Here is an 18,893-nt window from a genome sequence, read left to right as displayed (position 1 = left end):
CTCCTCAGTGTGCGTAGAATCGTGAAAGACGCCCGCTCCTCCCTGCCGCAATCGGGGAGGAGCGGGCGCAGTGCGTTGCTCAGCTAGCGCGAGTGACTCACGCAGCGTCGGCTAGGTCGACGACGCCCTCCGCGGCTCCGAAGACCTTGATGACCGGCTTGTTGTAGCTGACGGTCTGGCCGGCGCGGGGACCCTTCTTCGGCACGTAGCTGACATTCTCGATGGTCAGCGACGCCCGGACCGGGACGCCCTCTTCGCCGTTCTCCTCGTCGCCGGAGTTGCCGTACTTGTCCAGGTCGGCGAAGAGGGGAGCCAGGGCCTCGACGAGCTTCCAGGAGCCGGAGTTGAAGCGGAACTTGCCCAGTTCCGGGGCGTCCGCGAGGCGGAACTCCACGTCGATGGACGGCTTCGGCCCGCGGCCCTGCGTCGCCTTGAGCTTCCGCTCGGCGATCAGCGACGGGCAACGGCACGACTCGCCCTTGTCCTCGTCGGGGCTGAGGAACTTGAACCCGTCGCAGTGGTGGACCATGCCGGTGCCGGGGATGAACTGCTTGAACGAGGCGTCGACGCCGTCCGGCTCGATGACGATGTTGACCGTCTTCGCGTCGGTCAGAACCTGGAGGTTGTCCTCCTTGTCCGTCTCCCACGACTCCGGCTCACCGCCGAAGAGGGACGCGATCTTGTCGGCAACGGTGGGGTCACCGGTGGTCACGCGCCACTCGTTGAGCGCCTCCGGCGTGTCCTTGCCGCCCAGGTTGACCAGGCGCCCGGAGCGGAAGCGGCCGACGATGTCACTGTCGAAGGAAGCGTGCTCCTTCGGAGCGGCGTCGGGGTCGGCGTCCCAGATGTTGGCGAGGTTGTTTGCCATATGTGAGTGCCTTTCGTTGGAGGCAGTGTGCGTGTCGTGTGCGGCCGTGTTGCTCGGCCTTACACATGAGTTATGGGGCGCGACGAGCTAGATGCTCGGGTTGGTTCGTCAGTCGTTTGACGCGGCTTCGTCGTCGAGATCCCCGCGGATTGCCCGCCGCTCCGACCGAGTTCGGAAGACCCGGCCCTCACGCTCCGCCTCCTCCAGCTCGTACACGGAGCTGTAGATGGGGCGGAGGTGGGACTCCAGGAGATCCCTCGGGGTGGCGGCGTCCATGGTCCAGTCACGGACGACGCTGACATCGGCCGCGAAGGCACGGAGCCTGCGCAGCTCGTCCATGCGCTTCTTCTGGAGTGGCCGGAGCTCCGCCAGGAACGACGCCTGACGCGCCCGCTCCCGGTCCAGAGCCTCCATGCCGAAGTTGGCTTCGTCCGCCGCACGCCGGCGGGCGGAGAGCCAGGCGTGACGGTATCGGTCGCGCTCCTGCCGACGTTCGACGAGCATCTTCCAGAGCTGACGCGCGAAGTCGTCAGCCCCGCGGATGGTCTCCCAGAGCTGATCCATCTCCCACAGAGACCGCACCCACACGCCGTAGTTGCGGGCGGCTCGACGCCGGGCGGACTTCCATGCGGACTCGAAGCGGCGCGCTCGATGCATCCACGCCATACCGACGACTTCAAGGTCTGCGAAATCTCGACTCAGACGCTCTACCTCCGCCCGCGCCTCCGCCACGTCGGCGTGCATCCCAGTACACATGCCGTCGACGTCCGCCCCTAGCTCGTCCTCCAGGTCGACGATGCGCTCCGCCAGGGCCCACGCGCTTTGGTGGTAGTACTCCTCGATGCGTTCGTCGCGTGTCCGCTCGTCAGCCATGCGCCAACCTCCACATCTCACGATCCGTCGATGTCACACGCTTCGGGTGCAGCAGCTTCCACAGATCTCCCGGCGTCACGTCCCCAGGGATCCGGCCGTCATCGAAGAGGTGGACGTCGGCGCACTCGTAGGCGTAGTCGATGAGTTGGGAGCAAATGAGATGCCCCGAATCCGCCACGAAATCCCGGACCCATCGGGGGCGGATTCGGTAGTGGGCGAGCGCGATGGAGGCATAGTCGAGGAAGCTGTACGGCGTCCCGACGAGACCTATTGCGCACTCGGAGATGAACAGCCGCTCCGCTTCCGTCAGCGGAACCTTCCCCGTCGACCACACGACGGGTTCGCTCGCGTCCTCCAGCCTGATCATCTCCGCCCCGCCGGGCATGGCCTGGACTACGTAGCCGTTGCCGACGTACACGAAGGCGTGTTGGACCGGGGACCCGTCGCCTACGAGGTACTGGCCGGCGTTGATGAAGGCGCCAGTGAGGCCGGAGATCTTCGTCAGGGCGAAGTCTCCGGGCATGGGTGTGGTCATACGTCCTCCGGACGCTCGTCGTAGAAGTCACTCAGAACCGCGGAGGCGAACATCGCGCCGATTCCCTCCGCACGAGCCGAGCGGTAGGCGCGGGCCGCCTCCCCACGGTCGAAGAAGTACTGAACGGAGATCCGCGCATCACCGGGCGGGCGCGGGTGGTAGGTCTTCACGCGGTAGACCCACGTGGGTCCGTTCACCTCGTCCCCCACTTCGGCCCGCGGAAGGTCTCGGGGACCATCGGGGCATAGAGGTGCGGACGTTCGTACGCGATCAGGTCGTGGCACTCCATGGGGAGCTGTCGGACAGGTCGGTCGTACTGCGCTGCCCACGTCTCGAAGAGGAGGGCAGCCAGGAACGGGTACATCAGGTGTTCTCCTTCGTCAGTGGTTGGCGCTTACGGCGCTGCTCGAACTCGGGGACGGGTACCGTCATGAGCGCCGCCAGGAACCTGCGCTGAGCCCTCTCCACAGCGTCGTAGTAGGGCTGGTGGTGAGCCCTGAAGGCATCAGCGGAGCGCACCGTCGGTGTCAGGATCCGTTGCAGCCGGAGCCGCTGGACATGGCGGACGAGCATGCGCACCTTCGCTCGCTCCTGCTCCAGAAGCCACCGGTCCCGGAGCGCGTACTCGTCAGTGAGGCGCATCCCCTCGCAGCGCCGGCATGCTGCTGCACGCCCGTGCCAGGGGGTCTCCCGGAACTCCTCTCGGTTCTTGCTCCGGTAGCACGACGTGCACTTCAGCACGCCCCGGTTTCCCGGGTGGTCGCGGTCGAACTGCGCGCGGATGGCGTCGGCGAGTGTGTAGGTCATTCGGCCTCCAAGCCTGCGAGCCATTCGCGGTAGAACGTGAGCGCTTCCTCCTGCGTCGCGAAACCTGACTGCGCCCCGCCGGCCTCAAGGTGGGCTACGCGCTCCCGGCACATCTTGATGCGCTCCTTCCGGCTCTCCTCCGCCTTCTCCGCGTCGGTCGGAAGGTTGCACTCGGGGAGTGCATCGACGATGACGAGTCGGTCCGGGCCGACGTGGACCCGGTCCCGCGGTTTGGTCCACGTGGTCGTCCCGTACGCACGCCGCACGACCTTCACCCACACCCGCCCCGACAGGGTGAAGCCGTCGATGACGCCCTCAACGAGCGCAATGGAGCGGCCCACAGGGGCGCCGTAGATGCACGACGCCCCCTCTGTGATCTCGATGCCACGGGCGTCCTTCAGGGCTGTCATCGTCCACCCTTCGGGTCGTGGTCTCCGTGGAACGCGCGAGCCGCCTCCAGCGACTGTGCGTCCGCCTTCCGATCGCCCCACCACTCCACGGCCCGACAACACCCGTGGATGATGGCGTCCTCCGCCGTCGGCCAGTCGCCGGGACGGAGGACGCAGCTCTCCACCTGCGACGAGAACCACCGTCCCTGCCGCCGGATCTCCACCACGAGGAGACCGAAGGACTCAGGGCGTACCCGGTAGAAGTAGCCCTCCGGCAGCTCCGGGGCGCCGGCGGAGACGAGGTCGGCCATGCTCATGCGGCACCCTCCAGCCACTTCGCCACGCTCAGCACGTCGTAGACGCTGGGCTGCTCGCCCTCGTCCCACGTGAGGCCCGTAACCAGGGCGTGGGCGGACTGAAAGACACTCGCGCGGTCCATGACCGCGGAGACCGTCGGGAGGACGTCAGAGGGCGGCTCAGGGGCTTCGGCGACGTCAACAATCGGCACCAGCGGGCCCCATGTTTCCTCCACGTGATCCATCTCTGAGGGCTCCCCGTGGTCGACCTCAGCGCCCCCCAGCACGACTACGCGGACCATGCCGTCCGTGACGTCCTCCCAGACGTCTCCACCGCTGTCGATGTACCTCATGAACCCTCCGCGGCCCGGTCGATGGCTTCGATGATCTTCACTCCGACTGCCACGGCCTGGATCAGCTCCGCCCGGAGCTTCACCGGGTCGCTCTCCGCCATGGCTTCGTAGACCTCCTCCAGGAAGACGTCGCGGAAGGTGCCCTTGCCCGCAGCGAATGCCCTGTCGCACTCGTTGCGGCTGACGTGTGCCATGGCCTGGAGCCAGTCGTCTCCGGTGCCGTACGGGAGATCCTGGACACCGAACCTGGCGTCCTGTGCGTCGCGTTCGTTCAGTACGTCGTCGACGATCTTCAGTTGGCGCACGCGGTGCAGCGTCATCACGACACCTCCGGGTCGATCAGGTCGGCGGCCATGTCGGGGGTGTCGGCGCAGCAGCCGACACCGGTGCAGCCGGCACTCCACGTGTGCGCCCGGATCTTCTCCGCCAACTCGTGGGCGTGCGCACGGAGGAGGTCGTCCAAGAGCTCCGACAACTCGTCGTAGCCCTCGTACATGCGGCCCAGGTCCATGTGGATGGAAGCGCGCTCCTCGTCGACGGTCCGGGGCCTCACCACCCCTGCACCTCCTCCGCCTCCTTGATCAGTGCCGACAGGTCGTCGTGGCTCATGCGGACGGTGGAGATCGTCTCGCCCTTCGCGTTGCGGGTGTGGAGGTCGTACTCCAGGCCGATGGGCGTAATGCTGACCGTCGAGCCATCGGCCGTGTGGATGGTGGTTCCGCCGTGAATCACTTGCTCTCCTCTTCCGTCAGCTCCACAGGGATCAGGTAGCGGTCCGCGCCGCCTCCGGGGCGGAACATCTCGCCGAGGTTGAAGCGGGAGATCGTGGCGTAGACACGTCGCGCAGTGTCGTCGTCACGGCCACCGGCGAAGCCCTGGAGCGTCCGCAACACTGCACGGCAGGCGTAGACCTCCCCGCGGTACTCGTCGACGAGGGCGGCGTTCGTCGCCTCCGCGTGCTGCTTGGCGTGCTCAACGTCGACGGCTTCCTTGCTGATCGAGGCGTAGAGCCGCTCTGCGTATCCGTCCGCCTTCGCCTCGTCCATGGGCACCTGACCGATCCAGTGCCGCAGCTCTCGCATTCCGGGTGTCGTCAACGGGCCTCCTCTGCCGGGTGGTTACACGCCGAAAGCCCCCGGCGCCGTAGCTACCGGGGGCTGAGGTGGTGCGTGTATGGCTTGCGCTATGCTGCCTTGCTGATGCCGTAGCCGATGATCATTCCGACGATCAGGGACAGGAGGATCACGCCTCGTCCCCCTTCAGCCGGTTCAGGAAGGCTGCCGCCAGGTCAGCCGTCTCGCGGCTGACGTATCGGGTCACGCCCCACGACTGGTATGCACCACGTCGGTACAGCTGGAACTCCCCGTGCTCCTCCCGGACCACGTACTCCGTGCGGCTGTTCCGCGCGACGCGCTCAGCCTCCAGCTCCGCGGCGTACTCCTCCTCGGTCATCTCTCCTCCTAATCCGGCTCCGGGCACTGCGACCGATGGCAGCCATGGCGGTGACACCAGTCGGGGCTACGCATCTCCTCGTCCGTCGCCACCTAGCGCTTTCTCCCGGTCGTCGACGGCTTGCGGAAGGACGGTGTCTTGACCCGCGGGGCAGAGGGCTTGCGGGTCTTCGTCTTGGCGTGCGGGTGGTCAACGTCGATCTCCACGCAGGACGGCTGTGCCGGCGCGTCGAGGCCGGAGCAGCCCGTCAGGAGCAGAGGTGCCACGACGAGCGGGGTCAGGAGCGTCAGTCGTTTCACGCGGCTGCCTCCCACTTGCCGGCGTCCTGGTTGTCGAGCGTCACCTTGAAGACGCCGCGGGTCTGCGTGTGGTAGACGCAGATGCCTTCGGGGTTCATGAAGCCGGGGGCGGCGTGGGAGCCATGGATCTTCAGGCTCATCAGGGCGTGGTGAATGTGGGACTGATCGAACACGCCCTCGTACAGGACCGGAACCGTGTTGACTCGACTGCCGTCGAACACGGCCGCGTCGTCATGGTTCAGGTGGTCGTACCGCCCCGTGTTGAAGAGGGAGAACCGTCGGTCCTCCATGCCGTAGCCACGCTGGATCCCGTGGCCCCACCACTCGCCGAAGTGGATCCCTTCGCCCAGGAGGCGGACGAGCTCCGCGGCGTACTTGTAGACCCACGCGGCGAAACCGTAGTTGTCGGTCGTCTTGCCGGGGGTGATGATGCGCTTTCGGGACTGTGCGGTGACGTGCCACAGTCGGCCGTCGACGATGACCTCCCCCGGCTTCAGCTCGAACAGCGACGGGTACTCGACTTCGTACCCGGGGCTGATGTGAACCGCGCTGTTGGTCCCGTCGATCTTCTCCGTGACGACGATGTCCCGGAAAAGGCGCGGGGTCTTCGGCCACTCGCGAAACTCGTGCATTCCCTCTCCTCCGTGCATGCGAAGCGGGGCGCCCTACGTGGACGCCCCGCGTGTGTGGCTTGCGCTACTTGCGACCGAAGATCTTCCGGAAGTACCCGGTGACCATGTTCAGGCCGACGACGAACAGAACCGCTGTCCCGAATCCCACGGCCGGCACTGCCAGGAAGACGCTGTGCACGGCCCCCAGGACAAGCATGAGGAGCCACGCCTCGAAGGGCAGGACGGCCAGGATGCCCAGACAGGCTCCGACCGTCACAGCACCGTTGGTCTGCCGGTTCACTCGCTCTCCCCCATCAGGAAGCGCGCGAAGCGCTCCGTTGCCTGGACCTTGTCGTGCATCTTCACGCCGTCCTGGTAGCCACGGGTGTTCGTGGCCATGGCCTCGACGTGGTCCCGGGCGATCTTCAGGGCGTCGGAACGGGTCATGCCGTCGGCTACTGCCGTTGCCGGACGCTTGGCTACCTCCATGAGCGCCTGGACGTCGCCGACGAGACCTTGCAGGAGATCCGCGACGGCCGGCGGTATCTGCGCCGCGTCATCCCAGTCGATATGCCCACCCGACTGGACCGTGCCGAGCAGATCTACGATGCTCACTCGCTCTCCCCCTTCAGTCGCACAATCTCGCGCGCTTGGCTCACGATGGTGTTCTTCAGGTCGCTGACGAGGGAACCGACAGGGGCTGTCGCTGCGACGGCTTCCAGTACGTCAGCCGATGCACGGTCTGTGTCGGTCCAGACGTGGTCGTAGTGAACCTCCTGACCCGCGGTCATGACGCGGATCGGGTACTTCGCGAGCGTCCTCTCCCCTAGCTCCGCGCGAGCCTTCCACTCGTCGCGCTCTCGCTCGACGGCGTCCAACTTGATACGCAGAGGCACCGTGTTGTCCTGGCGCTCAGCGAGCGACTTCCAGAGGTCGGCCGCTTTGCTGTGGTTCTCCGCAGCCTGCTGCCAGTGGTCACGATCGTCGGAGAGACGCTCGATGATGCTCAGGGCGTCGTCGAGGGAGCGCTTCAGCTCCCCGCGGACGGTGTCGCCTTCGAGGATCTGATCCTTCAGCTCCTCGTAGTCGCCCTCTTCCACGACAACTGACCGCTTAGGAGGGTCGATCTGAAGCTCTGTCGTCGCCCAGGGAGGCAACGTGATCTCTACGCCTCCCTGGGCACGGTAGTACGCCCTCACGCCGCCCTCCGCTGCGTCCCGGTGACAAGCTCCCCGCCGCTCGCGATGGGCTTGCCGACGACCTTCTTCTTCGTCGCCGTCTCCCAGTCGAACGTGTGCCTCAGGCTGAGGAAGTGCTCGAAGATCTCCCGGTCGCACTTCACCGGGACGAACTGCCAGCCTTCCGGGCGCACGTGGAGGACGGCTCCGCCGGCCATCTCCGGGACGTCGACCGACTCCCCTGACCCCGCGAGGATGATGCGCTCCGCGTGACGGTAGGCGGAGAGCTGGAGAGCCACGGAGTCGTAGACCTTGGCGCTCGTCTTCCAGTCGAGCACCGCCGTCTCCCCGCCCACCTTCGCAATGGCGTCGAAGCTGCCGGCGTACCGATGGGTGTCGGACCAGACGGTTTCCTCCAGGTAGAGGAACTCCGGCTGGACCTCGTCGAGGAACTCCCTGAACCAGCGGACGTGCGGCTTCACGTCCATGTGAATGTGCCGGTCGTTGACGACTTCGCCCCGTGCCAGTCGCTCGAAGAGGTCGTGCGCCGCGGACCCCAGGTCTGTGGCAGCCCTCGACTTCCGTCGGTGCGCGTTCTTCAGGTAGTCGACGGCGCCGGCCTCGTCGCGCTTGATGAGCTCGGAGACGATGTCCCAGTTGGAGACTGCCGCCTCCGCGCTCTCCTTCGCTGCCCAGAACGTCAGGTAGTCCTTCGGCAGCATGTTGCCGACCGACGTCACACCCGGGACCTTGACGTCCCCGTCGTCCGGGTCGATGTAGAAGCGTGATCCGCTTCGCTTGATCGTTTCCACTCCAGCCATGCGACCTCCGTGTGTCACTCGCGCTTACACAGGAGTTATGGGGCGGAGGGGCGCTGATGCTCGGGTGGTTCAGAAGATTTTTCGTCCTCATCCCCGGTCGGCCAGATTGCATGCCAAAGTGCCAAACTAACCCCCTTTTTCACTTCCTTCTAACACGCGTTAAGGAGAGTTAGAAATAAGGGGTTAGTTTGGCACTTTGGACCGGGAGGAGGGCGAGGACGCGGCCGACGTGGAGGGGCCTCTACGCCTATGAGCTGCGGGTTTTCAGGTGCCGGCGCAGCCTTCGGGCAGCGTTCTCCAGGGCGGCAAGTTCGCCTTCTAGTTTGGCACGCTGCCCGTCGGTCATGTGCTCGTCAATCACATCGGTGTCTAGTTGATCAACCAGGTTGCGGGCGACAGTGGCAAGGCGGAGGTTGTCCGCCGTCGCCCGGACGATGCTGCCAGGACCGCTTGGCTGTGTCGGCACTGTCTCTTGGGTCGGCTTCGGAGCCTTCCCTGACTTCTTCGGCGACGACTCCTCCGCGGATGCAGCCGTCCTGGTTGCCACCAGGAGCGCCGTGTTCGTCGCTCTGATGTCCTGCTGCCGCTCCAGCGGTGACGTGTCCAGGAGCCCCAGACTGCGCAACTCTCTCGGGGTCAGGTACCGACGGAGGAGGTTTCCAATGTGGTACCGGACGTTCCCCTGTAGCCGTTCCCGCTTCTCCGGTGGGACGTTCGCTTGCTGGTACACCTCAGCCGCTGCCTGCCGGTAGGCGCGCGACGATCCCAGCCAGTCTCCATGCTGCCTGCGAATGGCAACCAGGACTGTCGCCAGGTTGATAGCCAGGATCGTCGGCTTGTCCTCGATCGCTGCGTACTCTCGGGCGTAGGCAGCACCCCGCGCAATGAGCGCCGTCTCCGACTCGTCCTGGATCGACTCCAGGTCCAGCGTCTGGAGACTGTCGACGTCGACCCGCATCACGTCAGCGCCCGACTTTTGGGCGACCACCTTCTTCGGGCTCATCGTGACCTCTCATGAACGCAGGGTTGCGCGAAAGCACCGTACCGTGAATCACTGACTTTCGGTAGACCCTACCCCACTGAAGGGGTAAGTGATCAACTAGCGTCGAACTCTTCGCCACACACACCACAGACGATGGGCCCCTGAGCCGCGACGGTACGCGAAATACGGATCTTCCTCGGTGGATCACACCTGCATTCGAGGGTCAGCCGGTCGGGTGTCCTGTTCTCCCGTGAGGACGCCGGCAGTGCGAGGTGTGGGAGTAGGTCCGGAACAGCAGCTTCGAGAGCCCTTAGATCCTCTCTGTGCCTGGTCCGTGCGGCCTCGCCAAGGACGGGATTGACGAATCCAAGGCCCTGTACGCGCTCTGCTTCCTCGGGCCATACGAGCCCTACCTCCTCCGCGGCTGTAAGGAAGGAAGCATTGTGGTAGGCACCTCGCGTAGTGATGTCCTTGACGTCCCGGACCCAGTTCAGGACGTGGGCAGCGTCATGCAGGACTGCCGTGAGTACGGCTTCCGGCCCTTCGGCTAGGACGTCCGCGGTGACGACGAGACCTGATACAGAGCCGTCGTCCGTCCGCGTCCATCGCGAGGGGCTGTGGTCTCGTCGTCTCGCCATGGGAGAGATGGTCGGCAATATGGGGGGTAGCTCCGGCACGTCGGCACGTACGCGCTCCCACAGAGCGGTCAGTGCGGCCAGTGTCGGGCCGGGTGAGGTCGGCATGCGCGGAGTATAGGGGTTGTGTCGGCCGACACATGCCCAAGAAGCGGTCAACCGTCAGTCGTTTCACGTTGCACCAAAACACAAAAAGCCCCGCCTCCCAGGTGGGAGACGGGGCTCATGGTGGTGCAGTGTTGTGCACGTCACAGCGTGACTACTTCGCCGGCGTTACCTTCGCCCGCGTGGTCTCCCCAACGGCCAGGGGGAGCGCCACGGCGCCGACACTGGCGATGGCCTGTGCGACGTTGTGGTTGGCCAGTGCGGGGATGAGGAATCCGCCGGCCAGGACGAGGGATGTCAGAGCCGACCTGAGCCGGACTGGCTCCGTCGCGGCGAAGACCTGGAGGCGGGTGTAGGCGCGTAGGGCGAGGTCGTTCAGGAGGGTGCGGATCTTCTTCAGCATGAGTGCCTTTCGGTTAGAACTTCATGGCGAAGCGGGACGACTGTGCGGCGTGGAGGAGCTCCCAGACCTCCTCCACCATCAGGTGGAGATCGTCGACGTCTCCGGCGTTGTTGATGTAGCTGCCTGCATCTGCCGCTGTGAGGGAGTTCTCGGACTCGTGGTCCATCCGCGGCACACCGGGACGGTGGATGTAGACGAGGTGGAAGCCGGACCGACGCAGGGAGTCCGCTTCGTTTCGGTACCGGACGTCGGTGATGACGACGGGGACGCCGTGGTCGTTGGCCTCCTGCGTCTTCTTCAGGGCCTGACGGAGCCAGAAGTCCTCGTCGAGGGCGCGGATGGAGGCGCCCAGTTCCTGGAGGATGCGGCGGGTGTCCCCGATCTCCTTGGCACGCTCCCACCCGTACCCGTCAACGACCTCTGACAGCTGCGCTGCGGTGAAGCTGTAGCCCACGTTGCCATCGTCGATGATCGGGTTCAGCCGGAGAGCTGCCTCCTTCAGCGGGTCCGCAAGTGCTACGCGCCGGTAGCCCCGTTCGTCTACGAGCCACTTCCCCGCGGTGTCCTTGCCCGACCGTGCGCGGCCGATGATCCCGATGTTCATGCGTCCTCCTCCAGGTGGTGACACAGGAGTGATGGGGCGGAGGAGGGAAGATGCTCGGGTTGATCGTCGACTTTCTTAGGCCGGATCGACGATCCACCACGCCACGGTGCTCGTGTCCGTAGAGCTCGACGACGTGATGGTGAACGAGGTTCCCGCCGTCCTGGCGCTGACGCGCAGGAATCCGGGGGTTCCGCCGGGAGTCTGGCAGGTCAGGAAGACCCGGGACGTCGCAGCCACTGACGTGTTCGCCACCGTTGCGGCTCCTGCCGTCAGGGTGGCGACGCCCATCTTGGCGTTCGTCCCCTCCTTGACCTTCAGGCCCTTTCCCACCGTGCCGATGGACACGTTGCTGTCGGCGAAGATGTCTTGCGCGACTTCCAGGGAGTTGCCGACGTAGGTGTATCCACTGAAGACGGCGCCGTTCGCCCCGTCGTCCACAATGTTGACGCTGCCGTTCAGGGCGTTCGCCGTCGTGTTGGACATCCCGAGGATGGTGGCGTAACTGCCGGCGTCCACTTGGATGAACTTCGTCGCAGTGCCGCCGGGAGTGACGTCGACGACGTGGCTCAGGGAGACGATGTGTGCGGAACCGGTGACATGGATGCCGATGCCGAGGTTGTTGTAGACGAACAGGCCGTTGAGCGTGGCGCCGTATCCGCCGCTGATGCGCACGCCGGCCGTCGTATTCCCCTCCGCCCCGCAGCCCGTCATCGTCACCGCGTACGCGGTGTCCATCAGGTACCCGATGGGGTTGCCGTCCGCGGCGCATCCGGTGAGGGTGCAGTACGCCAACTTGAACAGGTTGAACCCGCCGCTTCCACATCCGTTGGCGTAGCAGGACTCCAGGACACAGGACGTGCCGGGAGGCTGGCCTCCACTCGTCTGACCGAAGAGGTCGAAGCCCCACGTTCCGCAGTCCTCGACGACTGTGCGCCGGATAGCGGAGACGATGGGGAGCTCAGCACTGATCCCCTCCGCGCCCATGCCCGTGATCCGGAGGTCTTCCAGGGTGAGGTAGGGCGTATTGGGGCTGGAGGACACCGTCAGGTGGATGCCGCTTCCGCTGCCTGTCCCCGGACCGTCGATGCCGAGCGACGTCACGGAGATCTGCTGTACGTCGACGCCTGAGAGCACGTTGTCCGTGGTGGACGTCTGTGTCAGGACGCTGGCCGTGGCTCCGTCCCCGCGGAGCGACACACCGCTCTGGAGGACGAGAGCGTCAGAGAGGACGTACGTCCCTGACGGGAAGTAGACGACTCCTCCGGCCACGGCTGCCAGGTCGATAGCAGCCTGAATCGCTGCTGTGTCGTCCGTCGTTCCGTCGCCCTTGGCACCCATGAGCCGGACGTTCAGCCACCCCGTGAGGCCCTGGAGGACGATGGGCGTCGACGGCCAGGCCGTGGAGCTGCGTGGGCCGTAGATCTGCACGGCCCCGGGAGTGGTGTCGATGTAGTAGTCGCCTGCGACGCCCAGGACTGCCGATGGGGCTCCGGTGCCACTGTAGATCTGCGACCCTGCCGGCCCCGCGGGGCCCGTGATGACGACGTACTCTCCCTGACTCGGGTCCGTCGGGGCTATGTCTGCCAGGTCGACGACCGGAGTCGCCGACGGGAGCGCCAGGGGGTACGTCCTCCCCGGCGCCTGGTGCAGCTTCTCCGTGACGGTGTAGGTCCAGTCGGCAGGGTCACCACCCGCGGCGTCCGTGGCAATCAGGGACACAGAGAAGGCGCCCGTGGAGTCGAGCTCCACCATCGCAGTGCCCGTACTGATGACGTCGGCACCGGGGAAGGTCAGGCTGGCCGGAGGCATAAACGTCAGCGTGCCCGTCAGCGGCGTGCCGTCGGGTCGGATGTAGCGTCCCGTGAGAAGGACGGACGCAATCGTGACGGGTACGGAAGGCATCTAGGAGTCTCCTCGCGGGGGCTGACGGCCGATGAGCAGGTGCTCCGCGTCGTGGCCGGCCTGCCATTCACGGACGCGGGTGACGTCCTCCCGGACGCCGTCGATGTCGTCGCGCACGTCGCCGATGCGTGCGTCGAACCGGGACCCGAGAGCCGCCAGCGCTTCCGCCACGGAGTTCCGGGTCGTCTCTCCCTCTGCCGCCGTGCGCCGGCGCAGCGACAGGAATGCGGGGACAGCCGCGATCACGGCCGCGCCGATGACTGACGCAGCCGTGATCAGGGCAATGGTCATCTCTGGAGTCACGCCTTGGCCGTGAACCCGTGCTTGACGGCAAGCTTCTTCAGGGACTCCAGGCCAACGGATCCCGTCGCCGCGGACCCCTTGTAGCCGACCTTCCGGCGGAAGGCGTCGTACGCGTCCTGAGTCAGCGTGCCGAAGCTGCCGTCCGCGTACTTCTTAGCGAGCAGCCCCTCCGCGACGAGGGCGTTCTCCAGGACAAGAACTTCGGCCTTGTAGGTCGTGTGACCGGTCGCAGCCGGGATGTCCTTCGCGCGGGCCGCGTTCAGGTGCACGACGGAGACCGTCGGCTTGGCCGGAGGCTTCGGAGTGGCGGGCTTGGTCGGCGACGTCGGCGCCTTCTCTCCGCCCACCAGCGTGATCAGCCGGGAGACGGGGAAGTTGCCGGGGTCACCATGGTCGTTCTCGGGAACGTGCTGGTGACCGCAGATGCCGTAGAAGTTCTCCCACTCGGCACCCGACATCCGCTGCCCGTTCTTCGAGCCGTACGAGCTGGGGTAGGTCAGCCACGGCTTCGAGGTGGACTTGAGCGGGATCGGGTACGTCGCCGTCAGCCACTTGACGAGCTTCACCAGGCCAGCAAGCTGAGCGTCCGTGGCGGAGGGCCAGAAGACGCCGGGCCCACCCGGGGTGCATGTGCCGACGAGTTCGATCTGAACGGCGTTGAGAGTGTTGGTCTGGACTCCTCCCGCCTTGTTGACCAGCGCCCGCGCGGACTCGTTGGCGTAGAAGTGCTGCCTCACCCGGCCGTCCGGGTGGACGGTGAACGTCGGAGCAGTGGAGCCTCCGTCGTAGCTGGGGAACGAACTGCCCTCCGTGGTGTGCAGGACGATCACGTTCGGGTGCGGCATGGTGTCGCCGGGGTACTTCGAGTGGAACCACTGCGTGGTGTGGTCGGCGTCGGGGTAGATGTGCGCGGTCATGCGATCCCCTCCAGGGCATGAAAATCGCCCCGTCACTGCGGGGCGTGAATGGCTTGTGATGTAGGTCAGTCGCCGTCAGGACTGAACTGGACGCCGTCGAGGGCGATCCAGTGGGGGGACGATGACGTCCCCTGGCCTCCGCCGGCGTCGCACATGTACAGCAAGTCGCCGTTCGGAGCGACCTGGAGTCGCGCCGTGTCGTGCGTGACGCCGGAGATGACGACGCGGGTCGTCGGGATGATGTAGAAACGGCTCGCCGCTGGGGCGATTGCCGAGGGGATGGAGCCGAACTTGATGGCATCCGGGCCGTCGTTCAGCTTTCCGTTATTCGGCTTCACCAGGCCGCGGAGCTCTATTCCACCCCCCGCCTTCTTTCGCCAACCAGGCGATCCGCTATTGGCGGAGTAGCTGCTGATCAACGTCAGCGGCTGCCACGGACCGTCAGACAACAGCAGCCAACTGCCGTCAGATTGGCGTCCCTCCCACCGGTCTTCGGCGATGAGGTACGTAATCATGCCCGCAACGGGCTTCGTTGGTCCGGTCAACGCTGCGGCTCGGGCGTTGGCGTTGGCGAAACGCATGACGGCAAGAGGAACGATGCCGTTTACGATCCCCTGCGTTGCGACTTCGATGTCAGGCGCGTCCCCGAGAACTGGGTACGAAATCCCCTGGGACCACTGGTCATTTCGAGGCATTACTCAATCTCTCCCTGTGGGCGAGGAATTCGGATTACGCAAGGGCTCCGTCGACGATCCAGTTGCCGTCAGCATTGCGGGACACCTTCACGACGTCATTGACGGCCGGGGCGGAATAGGACTTCAGCCTCCGCACGCCGGCCACGGGGCCGCGGGCCGTCGAGATGTCGACCGTGCCGTTGGAGTTGACGACCGTCACCTTGGCCAGGAACCAGGCGGGTGCGCGCTGCTCCACGGCTCGCTCAGCGGCCATCTGCACGATGTCTGCCAGGGCCTTTGGCAGTCTCATGACGCTTCCTCCTTCCCGCCGCGAAGGGTCAGCGAGAAGGAGCCCTCCGGCGTCAGCGGGATTGAAACAGCCTGCACGAGGTATCGCTCCTTTCGGCCCGCATAGAAGAGACGGACAATGTCGTTGCCCTCCAATGCTGGGTTCGGAAGAGAGCTGATGGACGTCTGCACATTCGGCGCCGTGGCATCGAATAGCGCGTATTCTGCATTCGCCTGACAGTCCGCAGCGCTGATCCACAGGGCCGACGAAATAGTCTTGGTGACACGGCCGAATGGCCCGCCCCATCTAGTTGGACTAGTGGGGTCGTCGTCGACCACCAGAGCACTAACCGGTGCCGCGCCTGATGCGGCGTTTTCACCCGACGCCAAAACGCCGTTGTAAACGCCCGTTCGGGGCATGGAACGAGAGGCGGATATGAGGTTGCCGCCTTCCCCCTCCCCGATGTCCCACGAAACGGTGCCGTTGATGATGTCGGGCAGATCCCTAATCACGAATCTGTTTTGGGCATCGACGTAGATCTCCGCTTGCATCGCTTGTGCGATCTGCGTAACGGCGTCCCAACGGTCCGAACCGGCATCCCAGTTGGCAACGGCGACCGACGGATTCCGGGCACCCGCCGTCAGATTCACGATCGTCGCGGAGGGCAGCGTTTCCCGGATCAGGGTCGTCATGGCGTCGACGCATCCGGCTTGCCCGCGGGTCGTCGCCGGCGCCCGGAACTTGTCGTCGATGACGTCCGCCTCCGCGGTCGTCCCGGTGATGCTGACGGGCCCGGTGTGTACGTCGCCGGACGGCTCGTTGATCCGGAAGGTCCCGAGCGGAACCCACTCCTCCGACCCGTCGGAGAACCGGATGCCGCGTGAAACGACTAGCGTCTGTCCGTACGCCGCCAGGGGGTCCGTGGGGTTCCACGGGAGAAGCCCTGGATCCGAGACCGTCAGGGCCAAGGAGCGGCGAGTCTTGCTCCCCCGGTCCACGGTGACGGACCCGTCGGAGAAGGGGATGTTCGTCCGGGTCAGTGCGCCGGCGTAGAAGGCATCGACCTTCGCCACCATGACGTGGCTGGAGGAGAGGGTCTGGAGGAACTTGGAGCTCACCGGGTACATGAGTGCCTCACGCTCCCGTATAGACGTCGAGCCACGACGTCGCGTTGGCCAGGGCTTCCGCCCACGTGGTGGCGGAGTCCTTGACGGTCTGCCATGTGCGGTCCGCGGAGCCGGTGACACCGCCGATGGGCCGGTCAACCTGCGTCAGTGGCAGTTGCCATGTGCGGTCATGGAACTCCGCGAAGTCGACGACCGGCGACGCCTGTACGTCGCCGACGGAGACGTACATGTCGTCCTCGCCCCACCCGGGAGGCCACTGGAGGAGCAGCGTGTTGCCGGTTTCCAGGACCCACCACAGGGCAGCCCGCTCGTCGTCCGTCTCTGTGACGACCGAGAGGGTGCCCGACTTGCCGCCGCGAACGTCGGAGATGATCACGGGGAGAGACCGACCGTGTACTTGGTTGGTGCCCTGTCGTGCCATCCTTGTCCATGTCGGCATGGGGGTGGCAACGGTGAAGCGTGCTGACCTCTGTGGGAGGCCAGGATCCTTCAGCCACACGTCCGTAGTCTCAGCATCGAGTGTCACCGGGTCGCTGGTGTAGTTCAGCGTGCCCGGTCCGCTCGGGTTCTGGAGCGTCGCTCGCCACTGCACCGGGACACCTAGCGGCGCCTCGTAGTCGACGACGATCGCGATGTCTCCGCCGATGCTCTGTGAGACGAGATCTCCGGCCCAGCCGCGAACAGGCTGCGGGGCCTGCCCGGCAATGATGCGGTTCAGCGACCACAGATAGGTGGGTCCGCCCGTGGTGAGTCCGCGGACCGTGATCTGTGCGCCTCCTCCGCTGGCAGGTTCGGCACGAGTCGTCAGCCCGCCTAGGCGCCACTCGACGCGGTCCATGTACCAGGCTTCGCCGGCAGGGGCGTCAGGGACGATCAGGCTCAGCCGTGCGGCCACAGCTCCGACGGGCGCCAGGTCCGCCATGGTGCCGACGATCCATGTGTCCACGGCCCCTGACCACGACTGCACACGGGTTCGTACTGCATCCCCCGCCTCGTTGAGCCACTCGATCCGGGTCAGGTACACGCGGGCGGCAGACTTGTTGACGGGCGGGGCGAACTGGTACCCCAACCCGTCAACGACTCCTCCGACGGGCGTCGTCAGGGAGATCGTCATGTCCCCACCGGCCGCTACTGCCTTCAGGGCGTAGGCCGCGTTCAGCACGCGCTCGTTGCTCTGCGTCCCCGTCCCGCCGGTCACAGTCCAGCCGGACGCATCCTGCTCGATCTCAGAGACGTTATACGGGAGCAAGTTGCCCGTAGTCAGGAGCGCGCTGGAGGGAGCCAGGACGATTCGGTCGTACGCCCACTGCTGCCCAGATGCCGTGGCCTGAGGAGCGACGCCGACGATGGCCTTCGCTGCTCCGACCGGAGCTGTGCCGACGACGACACACCTTGCCCACTGACCTGATGCCAGCGTCCGCGACGCCTCGGACACCCCGATCTCTGCGCCGGATCCGTCGAGCCATCGGATCTGCACCTTCTGAGTCAGTCCCGCGGTCCCCGCCGTGGTGTAGGCGTACGCCACATACTCTGTCCCCGGAGTGACGGCCGGAGCCTGCGCCGGGAGGGTGGTGGCCAGACAGGATCCCGCTCCCGTGGACGTCAGGCGGAGGGACTGGTACCACGTGAACGCGCTGGTGGAGATCCCCAGCGTGCAGAGGGCCGACGCCGTCCATCCGGACGAATCCACCTCCACCGATTCCGTGTTGAAGGGAAGGGTGTTGTTGGCCGTGCCGGACGTCGACGTCAGCCCCAGAAAGATGCGGTCCGCGAACCATGTCTGGTTGGCGACCGTAGCCGTCACCCGAATCCCGACCGTCGCCGTTGCGGCGTTGACGGGGGCCGTGGCGACGAGGGCAACTTGGTTCCAGGATCCAGAGGTACCGGCCACGACGGGGCCCTGATCTGCAACGATCAAGGTTCCCGTCGACGTGTACCAGCGGATCACCATGCGGGACTGTGCGCCGGCGACAGGCGGGAAGACGCTGGCGCATGCCCAGTACTCCGTGCCCGCTGTGACGCTCACTGGCGTCACCGTGCCGACCTGAGTGTCCCCGGTCGCCACGCTCTTGAAGAGGAGGTTCTTCGACCCCAGTGTGCCACCACTGCCCTGCGCCAACCCGGTTGCGTTGCCAAGGGCCTGCCACGCGGAGGCATCAGTCTCGATGCTCTCCGCGTTCTCAGGGAGGAGGTTCCCCGCAATAGCCATCAGCCCTCCCCAGGTGTCGGGTACGTCGGGCCGTCGATGATGGACGACCCGTCGTCACTGGGGGGTGTCGTCGGCACTGAGGGGGGCTCCGGCTCGACTACTTCCGGTGTGTAGTCCGTGATCGGGCCGACCACTTCGCCTTCTGTCGGCGTCGACATTAGATTCGCCTTCCGCTTCTGATCGCTGCAACCGTCGCGTCCTCGTACATCTCAATGCGCGTGTCGACGATGTCCGTGATTTCCCGGTCCCCGACGAACACGC

31 protein-coding genes are annotated in these 18,893 nt (G+C 65.8%); all 31 read right to left on the bottom strand.

Features of this window, described 5'->3' with window-relative positions:
• Window positions 1–97: 97 nt before the first annotated feature.
• Complete coding sequence (locus AB0F77_RS39620) at window positions 98–868, bottom strand: hypothetical protein (protein WP_358079485.1); 771 nt, start codon at window positions 866–868, stop codon at window positions 98–100.
• 108 nt (window positions 869–976) lie between these two features.
• The gene (locus AB0F77_RS39615) at window positions 977–1,741 is read right to left on the bottom strand and encodes a hypothetical protein (RefSeq protein WP_358079487.1); all 765 of its coding nucleotides are present in this window, start codon (window positions 1,739–1,741) and stop codon (window positions 977–979) included.
• Window positions 1,734–2,276: a hypothetical protein gene (locus AB0F77_RS39610; RefSeq protein ID WP_358079489.1), complete on the bottom strand. Its 543-nt coding sequence runs from the start codon at window positions 2,274–2,276 to the stop codon at window positions 1,734–1,736. The genes AB0F77_RS39615 and AB0F77_RS39610 overlap by 8 nt, the downstream gene beginning before the upstream one ends.
• On the bottom strand, window positions 2,273–2,473 hold the full coding sequence (locus AB0F77_RS39605; RefSeq protein WP_358079491.1) for a hypothetical protein: 201 nt from the start codon (window positions 2,471–2,473) through the stop codon (window positions 2,273–2,275). Before AB0F77_RS39605 ends, AB0F77_RS39610 begins: the two co-directional genes overlap by 4 nt.
• Window positions 2,470–2,640: a hypothetical protein gene (locus AB0F77_RS39600; RefSeq protein WP_358079493.1), complete on the bottom strand. Its 171-nt coding sequence runs from the start codon at window positions 2,638–2,640 to the stop codon at window positions 2,470–2,472. Before AB0F77_RS39600 ends, AB0F77_RS39605 begins: the two co-directional genes overlap by 4 nt.
• Window positions 2,640–3,083 (bottom strand): hypothetical protein, encoded by a 444-nt coding sequence (locus AB0F77_RS39595; RefSeq protein ID WP_358079495.1) that lies wholly within the window; start codon window positions 3,081–3,083, stop codon window positions 2,640–2,642. Before AB0F77_RS39595 ends, AB0F77_RS39600 begins: the two co-directional genes overlap by 1 nt.
• Window positions 3,080–3,493, bottom strand: a complete 414-nt coding sequence (locus AB0F77_RS39590) for a hypothetical protein (protein WP_358079497.1) — start codon at window positions 3,491–3,493, stop codon at window positions 3,080–3,082. Before AB0F77_RS39590 ends, AB0F77_RS39595 begins: the two co-directional genes overlap by 4 nt.
• Complete coding sequence (locus tag AB0F77_RS39585; protein ID WP_358079499.1) at window positions 3,490–3,789, bottom strand: hypothetical protein; 300 nt, start codon at window positions 3,787–3,789, stop codon at window positions 3,490–3,492. The genes AB0F77_RS39590 and AB0F77_RS39585 overlap by 4 nt, the downstream gene beginning before the upstream one ends.
• Complete coding sequence (locus AB0F77_RS39580; protein ID WP_358079501.1) at window positions 3,786–4,121, bottom strand: hypothetical protein; 336 nt, start codon at window positions 4,119–4,121, stop codon at window positions 3,786–3,788. The genes AB0F77_RS39585 and AB0F77_RS39580 overlap by 4 nt, the downstream gene beginning before the upstream one ends.
• Window positions 4,118–4,441, bottom strand: coding sequence for a hypothetical protein (locus AB0F77_RS39575; protein ID WP_358079503.1), 324 nt, complete (start codon window positions 4,439–4,441; stop codon window positions 4,118–4,120). The genes AB0F77_RS39580 and AB0F77_RS39575 overlap by 4 nt, the downstream gene beginning before the upstream one ends.
• Window positions 4,441–4,677 (bottom strand): hypothetical protein, encoded by a 237-nt coding sequence (locus tag AB0F77_RS39570; protein ID WP_358079505.1) that lies wholly within the window; start codon window positions 4,675–4,677, stop codon window positions 4,441–4,443. The genes AB0F77_RS39575 and AB0F77_RS39570 overlap by 1 nt, the downstream gene beginning before the upstream one ends.
• The gene (locus AB0F77_RS39565) at window positions 4,671–4,853 is read right to left on the bottom strand and encodes a hypothetical protein (RefSeq protein ID WP_358079507.1); all 183 of its coding nucleotides are present in this window, start codon (window positions 4,851–4,853) and stop codon (window positions 4,671–4,673) included. Before AB0F77_RS39565 ends, AB0F77_RS39570 begins: the two co-directional genes overlap by 7 nt.
• Window positions 4,850–5,218, bottom strand: a complete 369-nt coding sequence (locus AB0F77_RS39560) for a hypothetical protein (protein WP_358079508.1) — start codon at window positions 5,216–5,218, stop codon at window positions 4,850–4,852. Before AB0F77_RS39560 ends, AB0F77_RS39565 begins: the two co-directional genes overlap by 4 nt.
• 145 nt (window positions 5,219–5,363) lie before the next feature.
• Complete coding sequence (locus AB0F77_RS39555; protein WP_358079510.1) at window positions 5,364–5,573, bottom strand: hypothetical protein; 210 nt, start codon at window positions 5,571–5,573, stop codon at window positions 5,364–5,366.
• A gap of 92 nt (window positions 5,574–5,665) precedes the next feature.
• A complete protein-coding gene (locus AB0F77_RS39550) occupies window positions 5,666–5,872 on the bottom strand; it encodes a hypothetical protein (protein ID WP_358079512.1) in 207 nt (68 codons plus the stop codon).
• Window positions 5,869–6,504 carry an RNA ligase family protein gene (locus AB0F77_RS39545; RefSeq protein ID WP_358079514.1) on the bottom strand — a complete coding sequence of 212 codons (636 nt, stop codon included), beginning with the start codon at window positions 6,502–6,504 and terminating at the stop codon, window positions 5,869–5,871. The genes AB0F77_RS39550 and AB0F77_RS39545 overlap by 4 nt, the downstream gene beginning before the upstream one ends.
• Window positions 6,505–6,568: 64 nt before the next feature.
• A complete protein-coding gene (locus AB0F77_RS39540) occupies window positions 6,569–6,784 on the bottom strand; it encodes a hypothetical protein (protein WP_358079516.1) in 216 nt (71 codons plus the stop codon).
• Window positions 6,781–7,098 carry a hypothetical protein gene (locus AB0F77_RS39535; RefSeq protein WP_358079518.1) on the bottom strand — a complete coding sequence of 106 codons (318 nt, stop codon included), beginning with the start codon at window positions 7,096–7,098 and terminating at the stop codon, window positions 6,781–6,783. The genes AB0F77_RS39540 and AB0F77_RS39535 overlap by 4 nt, the downstream gene beginning before the upstream one ends.
• On the bottom strand, window positions 7,095–7,682 hold the full coding sequence (locus tag AB0F77_RS39530; RefSeq protein ID WP_358079520.1) for a hypothetical protein: 588 nt from the start codon (window positions 7,680–7,682) through the stop codon (window positions 7,095–7,097). Before AB0F77_RS39530 ends, AB0F77_RS39535 begins: the two co-directional genes overlap by 4 nt.
• Complete coding sequence (locus tag AB0F77_RS39525; RefSeq protein ID WP_361958568.1) at window positions 7,679–8,482, bottom strand: hypothetical protein; 804 nt, start codon at window positions 8,480–8,482, stop codon at window positions 7,679–7,681. Before AB0F77_RS39525 ends, AB0F77_RS39530 begins: the two co-directional genes overlap by 4 nt.
• A gap of 247 nt (window positions 8,483–8,729) precedes the next feature.
• A complete protein-coding gene (locus AB0F77_RS39520; RefSeq protein WP_358079524.1) occupies window positions 8,730–9,485 on the bottom strand; it encodes a hypothetical protein in 756 nt (251 codons plus the stop codon).
• A 92-nt stretch (window positions 9,486–9,577) separates the two neighbouring features.
• On the bottom strand, window positions 9,578–10,207 hold the full coding sequence (locus tag AB0F77_RS39515; RefSeq protein WP_358079526.1) for a hypothetical protein: 630 nt from the start codon (window positions 10,205–10,207) through the stop codon (window positions 9,578–9,580).
• 151 nt (window positions 10,208–10,358) lie between these two features.
• A complete protein-coding gene (locus AB0F77_RS39510) occupies window positions 10,359–10,607 on the bottom strand; it encodes a hypothetical protein (protein WP_358079528.1) in 249 nt (82 codons plus the stop codon).
• Window positions 10,608–10,620: 13 nt separating this feature from the next.
• Window positions 10,621–11,211: a hypothetical protein gene (locus AB0F77_RS39505; protein WP_358079530.1), complete on the bottom strand. Its 591-nt coding sequence runs from the start codon at window positions 11,209–11,211 to the stop codon at window positions 10,621–10,623.
• Window positions 11,212–11,286: 75 nt separating this feature from the next.
• Window positions 11,287–13,020 (bottom strand): glycosyl hydrolase family 28-related protein, encoded by a 1,734-nt coding sequence (locus AB0F77_RS39500; RefSeq protein ID WP_361958563.1) that lies wholly within the window; start codon window positions 13,018–13,020, stop codon window positions 11,287–11,289.
• A 93-nt stretch (window positions 13,021–13,113) separates the two neighbouring features.
• Complete coding sequence (locus AB0F77_RS39495) at window positions 13,114–13,404, bottom strand: hypothetical protein (protein ID WP_358079534.1); 291 nt, start codon at window positions 13,402–13,404, stop codon at window positions 13,114–13,116.
• A gap of 8 nt (window positions 13,405–13,412) precedes the next feature.
• Window positions 13,413–14,333, bottom strand: a complete 921-nt coding sequence (locus tag AB0F77_RS39490; RefSeq protein ID WP_358079536.1) for an N-acetylmuramoyl-L-alanine amidase — start codon at window positions 14,331–14,333, stop codon at window positions 13,413–13,415.
• Between the two features lie 65 nt (window positions 14,334–14,398).
• Window positions 14,399–14,914: a hypothetical protein gene (locus tag AB0F77_RS39485; protein WP_358079538.1), complete on the bottom strand. Its 516-nt coding sequence runs from the start codon at window positions 14,912–14,914 to the stop codon at window positions 14,399–14,401.
• A 148-nt stretch (window positions 14,915–15,062) separates the two neighbouring features.
• Window positions 15,063–15,317, bottom strand: coding sequence for a hypothetical protein (locus AB0F77_RS39480; RefSeq protein ID WP_358079540.1), 255 nt, complete (start codon window positions 15,315–15,317; stop codon window positions 15,063–15,065).
• Entirely contained in the window at window positions 15,314–16,423 is a 1,110-nt protein-coding gene (locus AB0F77_RS39475) for a DUF5047 domain-containing protein (protein WP_361958558.1), read from the bottom strand. The genes AB0F77_RS39480 and AB0F77_RS39475 overlap by 4 nt, the downstream gene beginning before the upstream one ends.
• Window positions 16,424–16,430: 7 nt before the next feature.
• Window positions 16,431–18,632 (bottom strand): hypothetical protein, encoded by a 2,202-nt coding sequence (locus tag AB0F77_RS39470; protein WP_358079544.1) that lies wholly within the window; start codon window positions 18,630–18,632, stop codon window positions 16,431–16,433.
• Between the last annotated feature and the right edge of the window lie 261 nt (window positions 18,633–18,893).

Source organism: Streptomyces sp. NPDC026672, assembly GCF_040638185.1.
Classification (GTDB): domain Bacteria; phylum Actinomycetota; class Actinomycetes; order Streptomycetales; family Streptomycetaceae; genus Streptomyces.
This window is presented reverse-complemented; position numbering and strand designations above follow the sequence as displayed.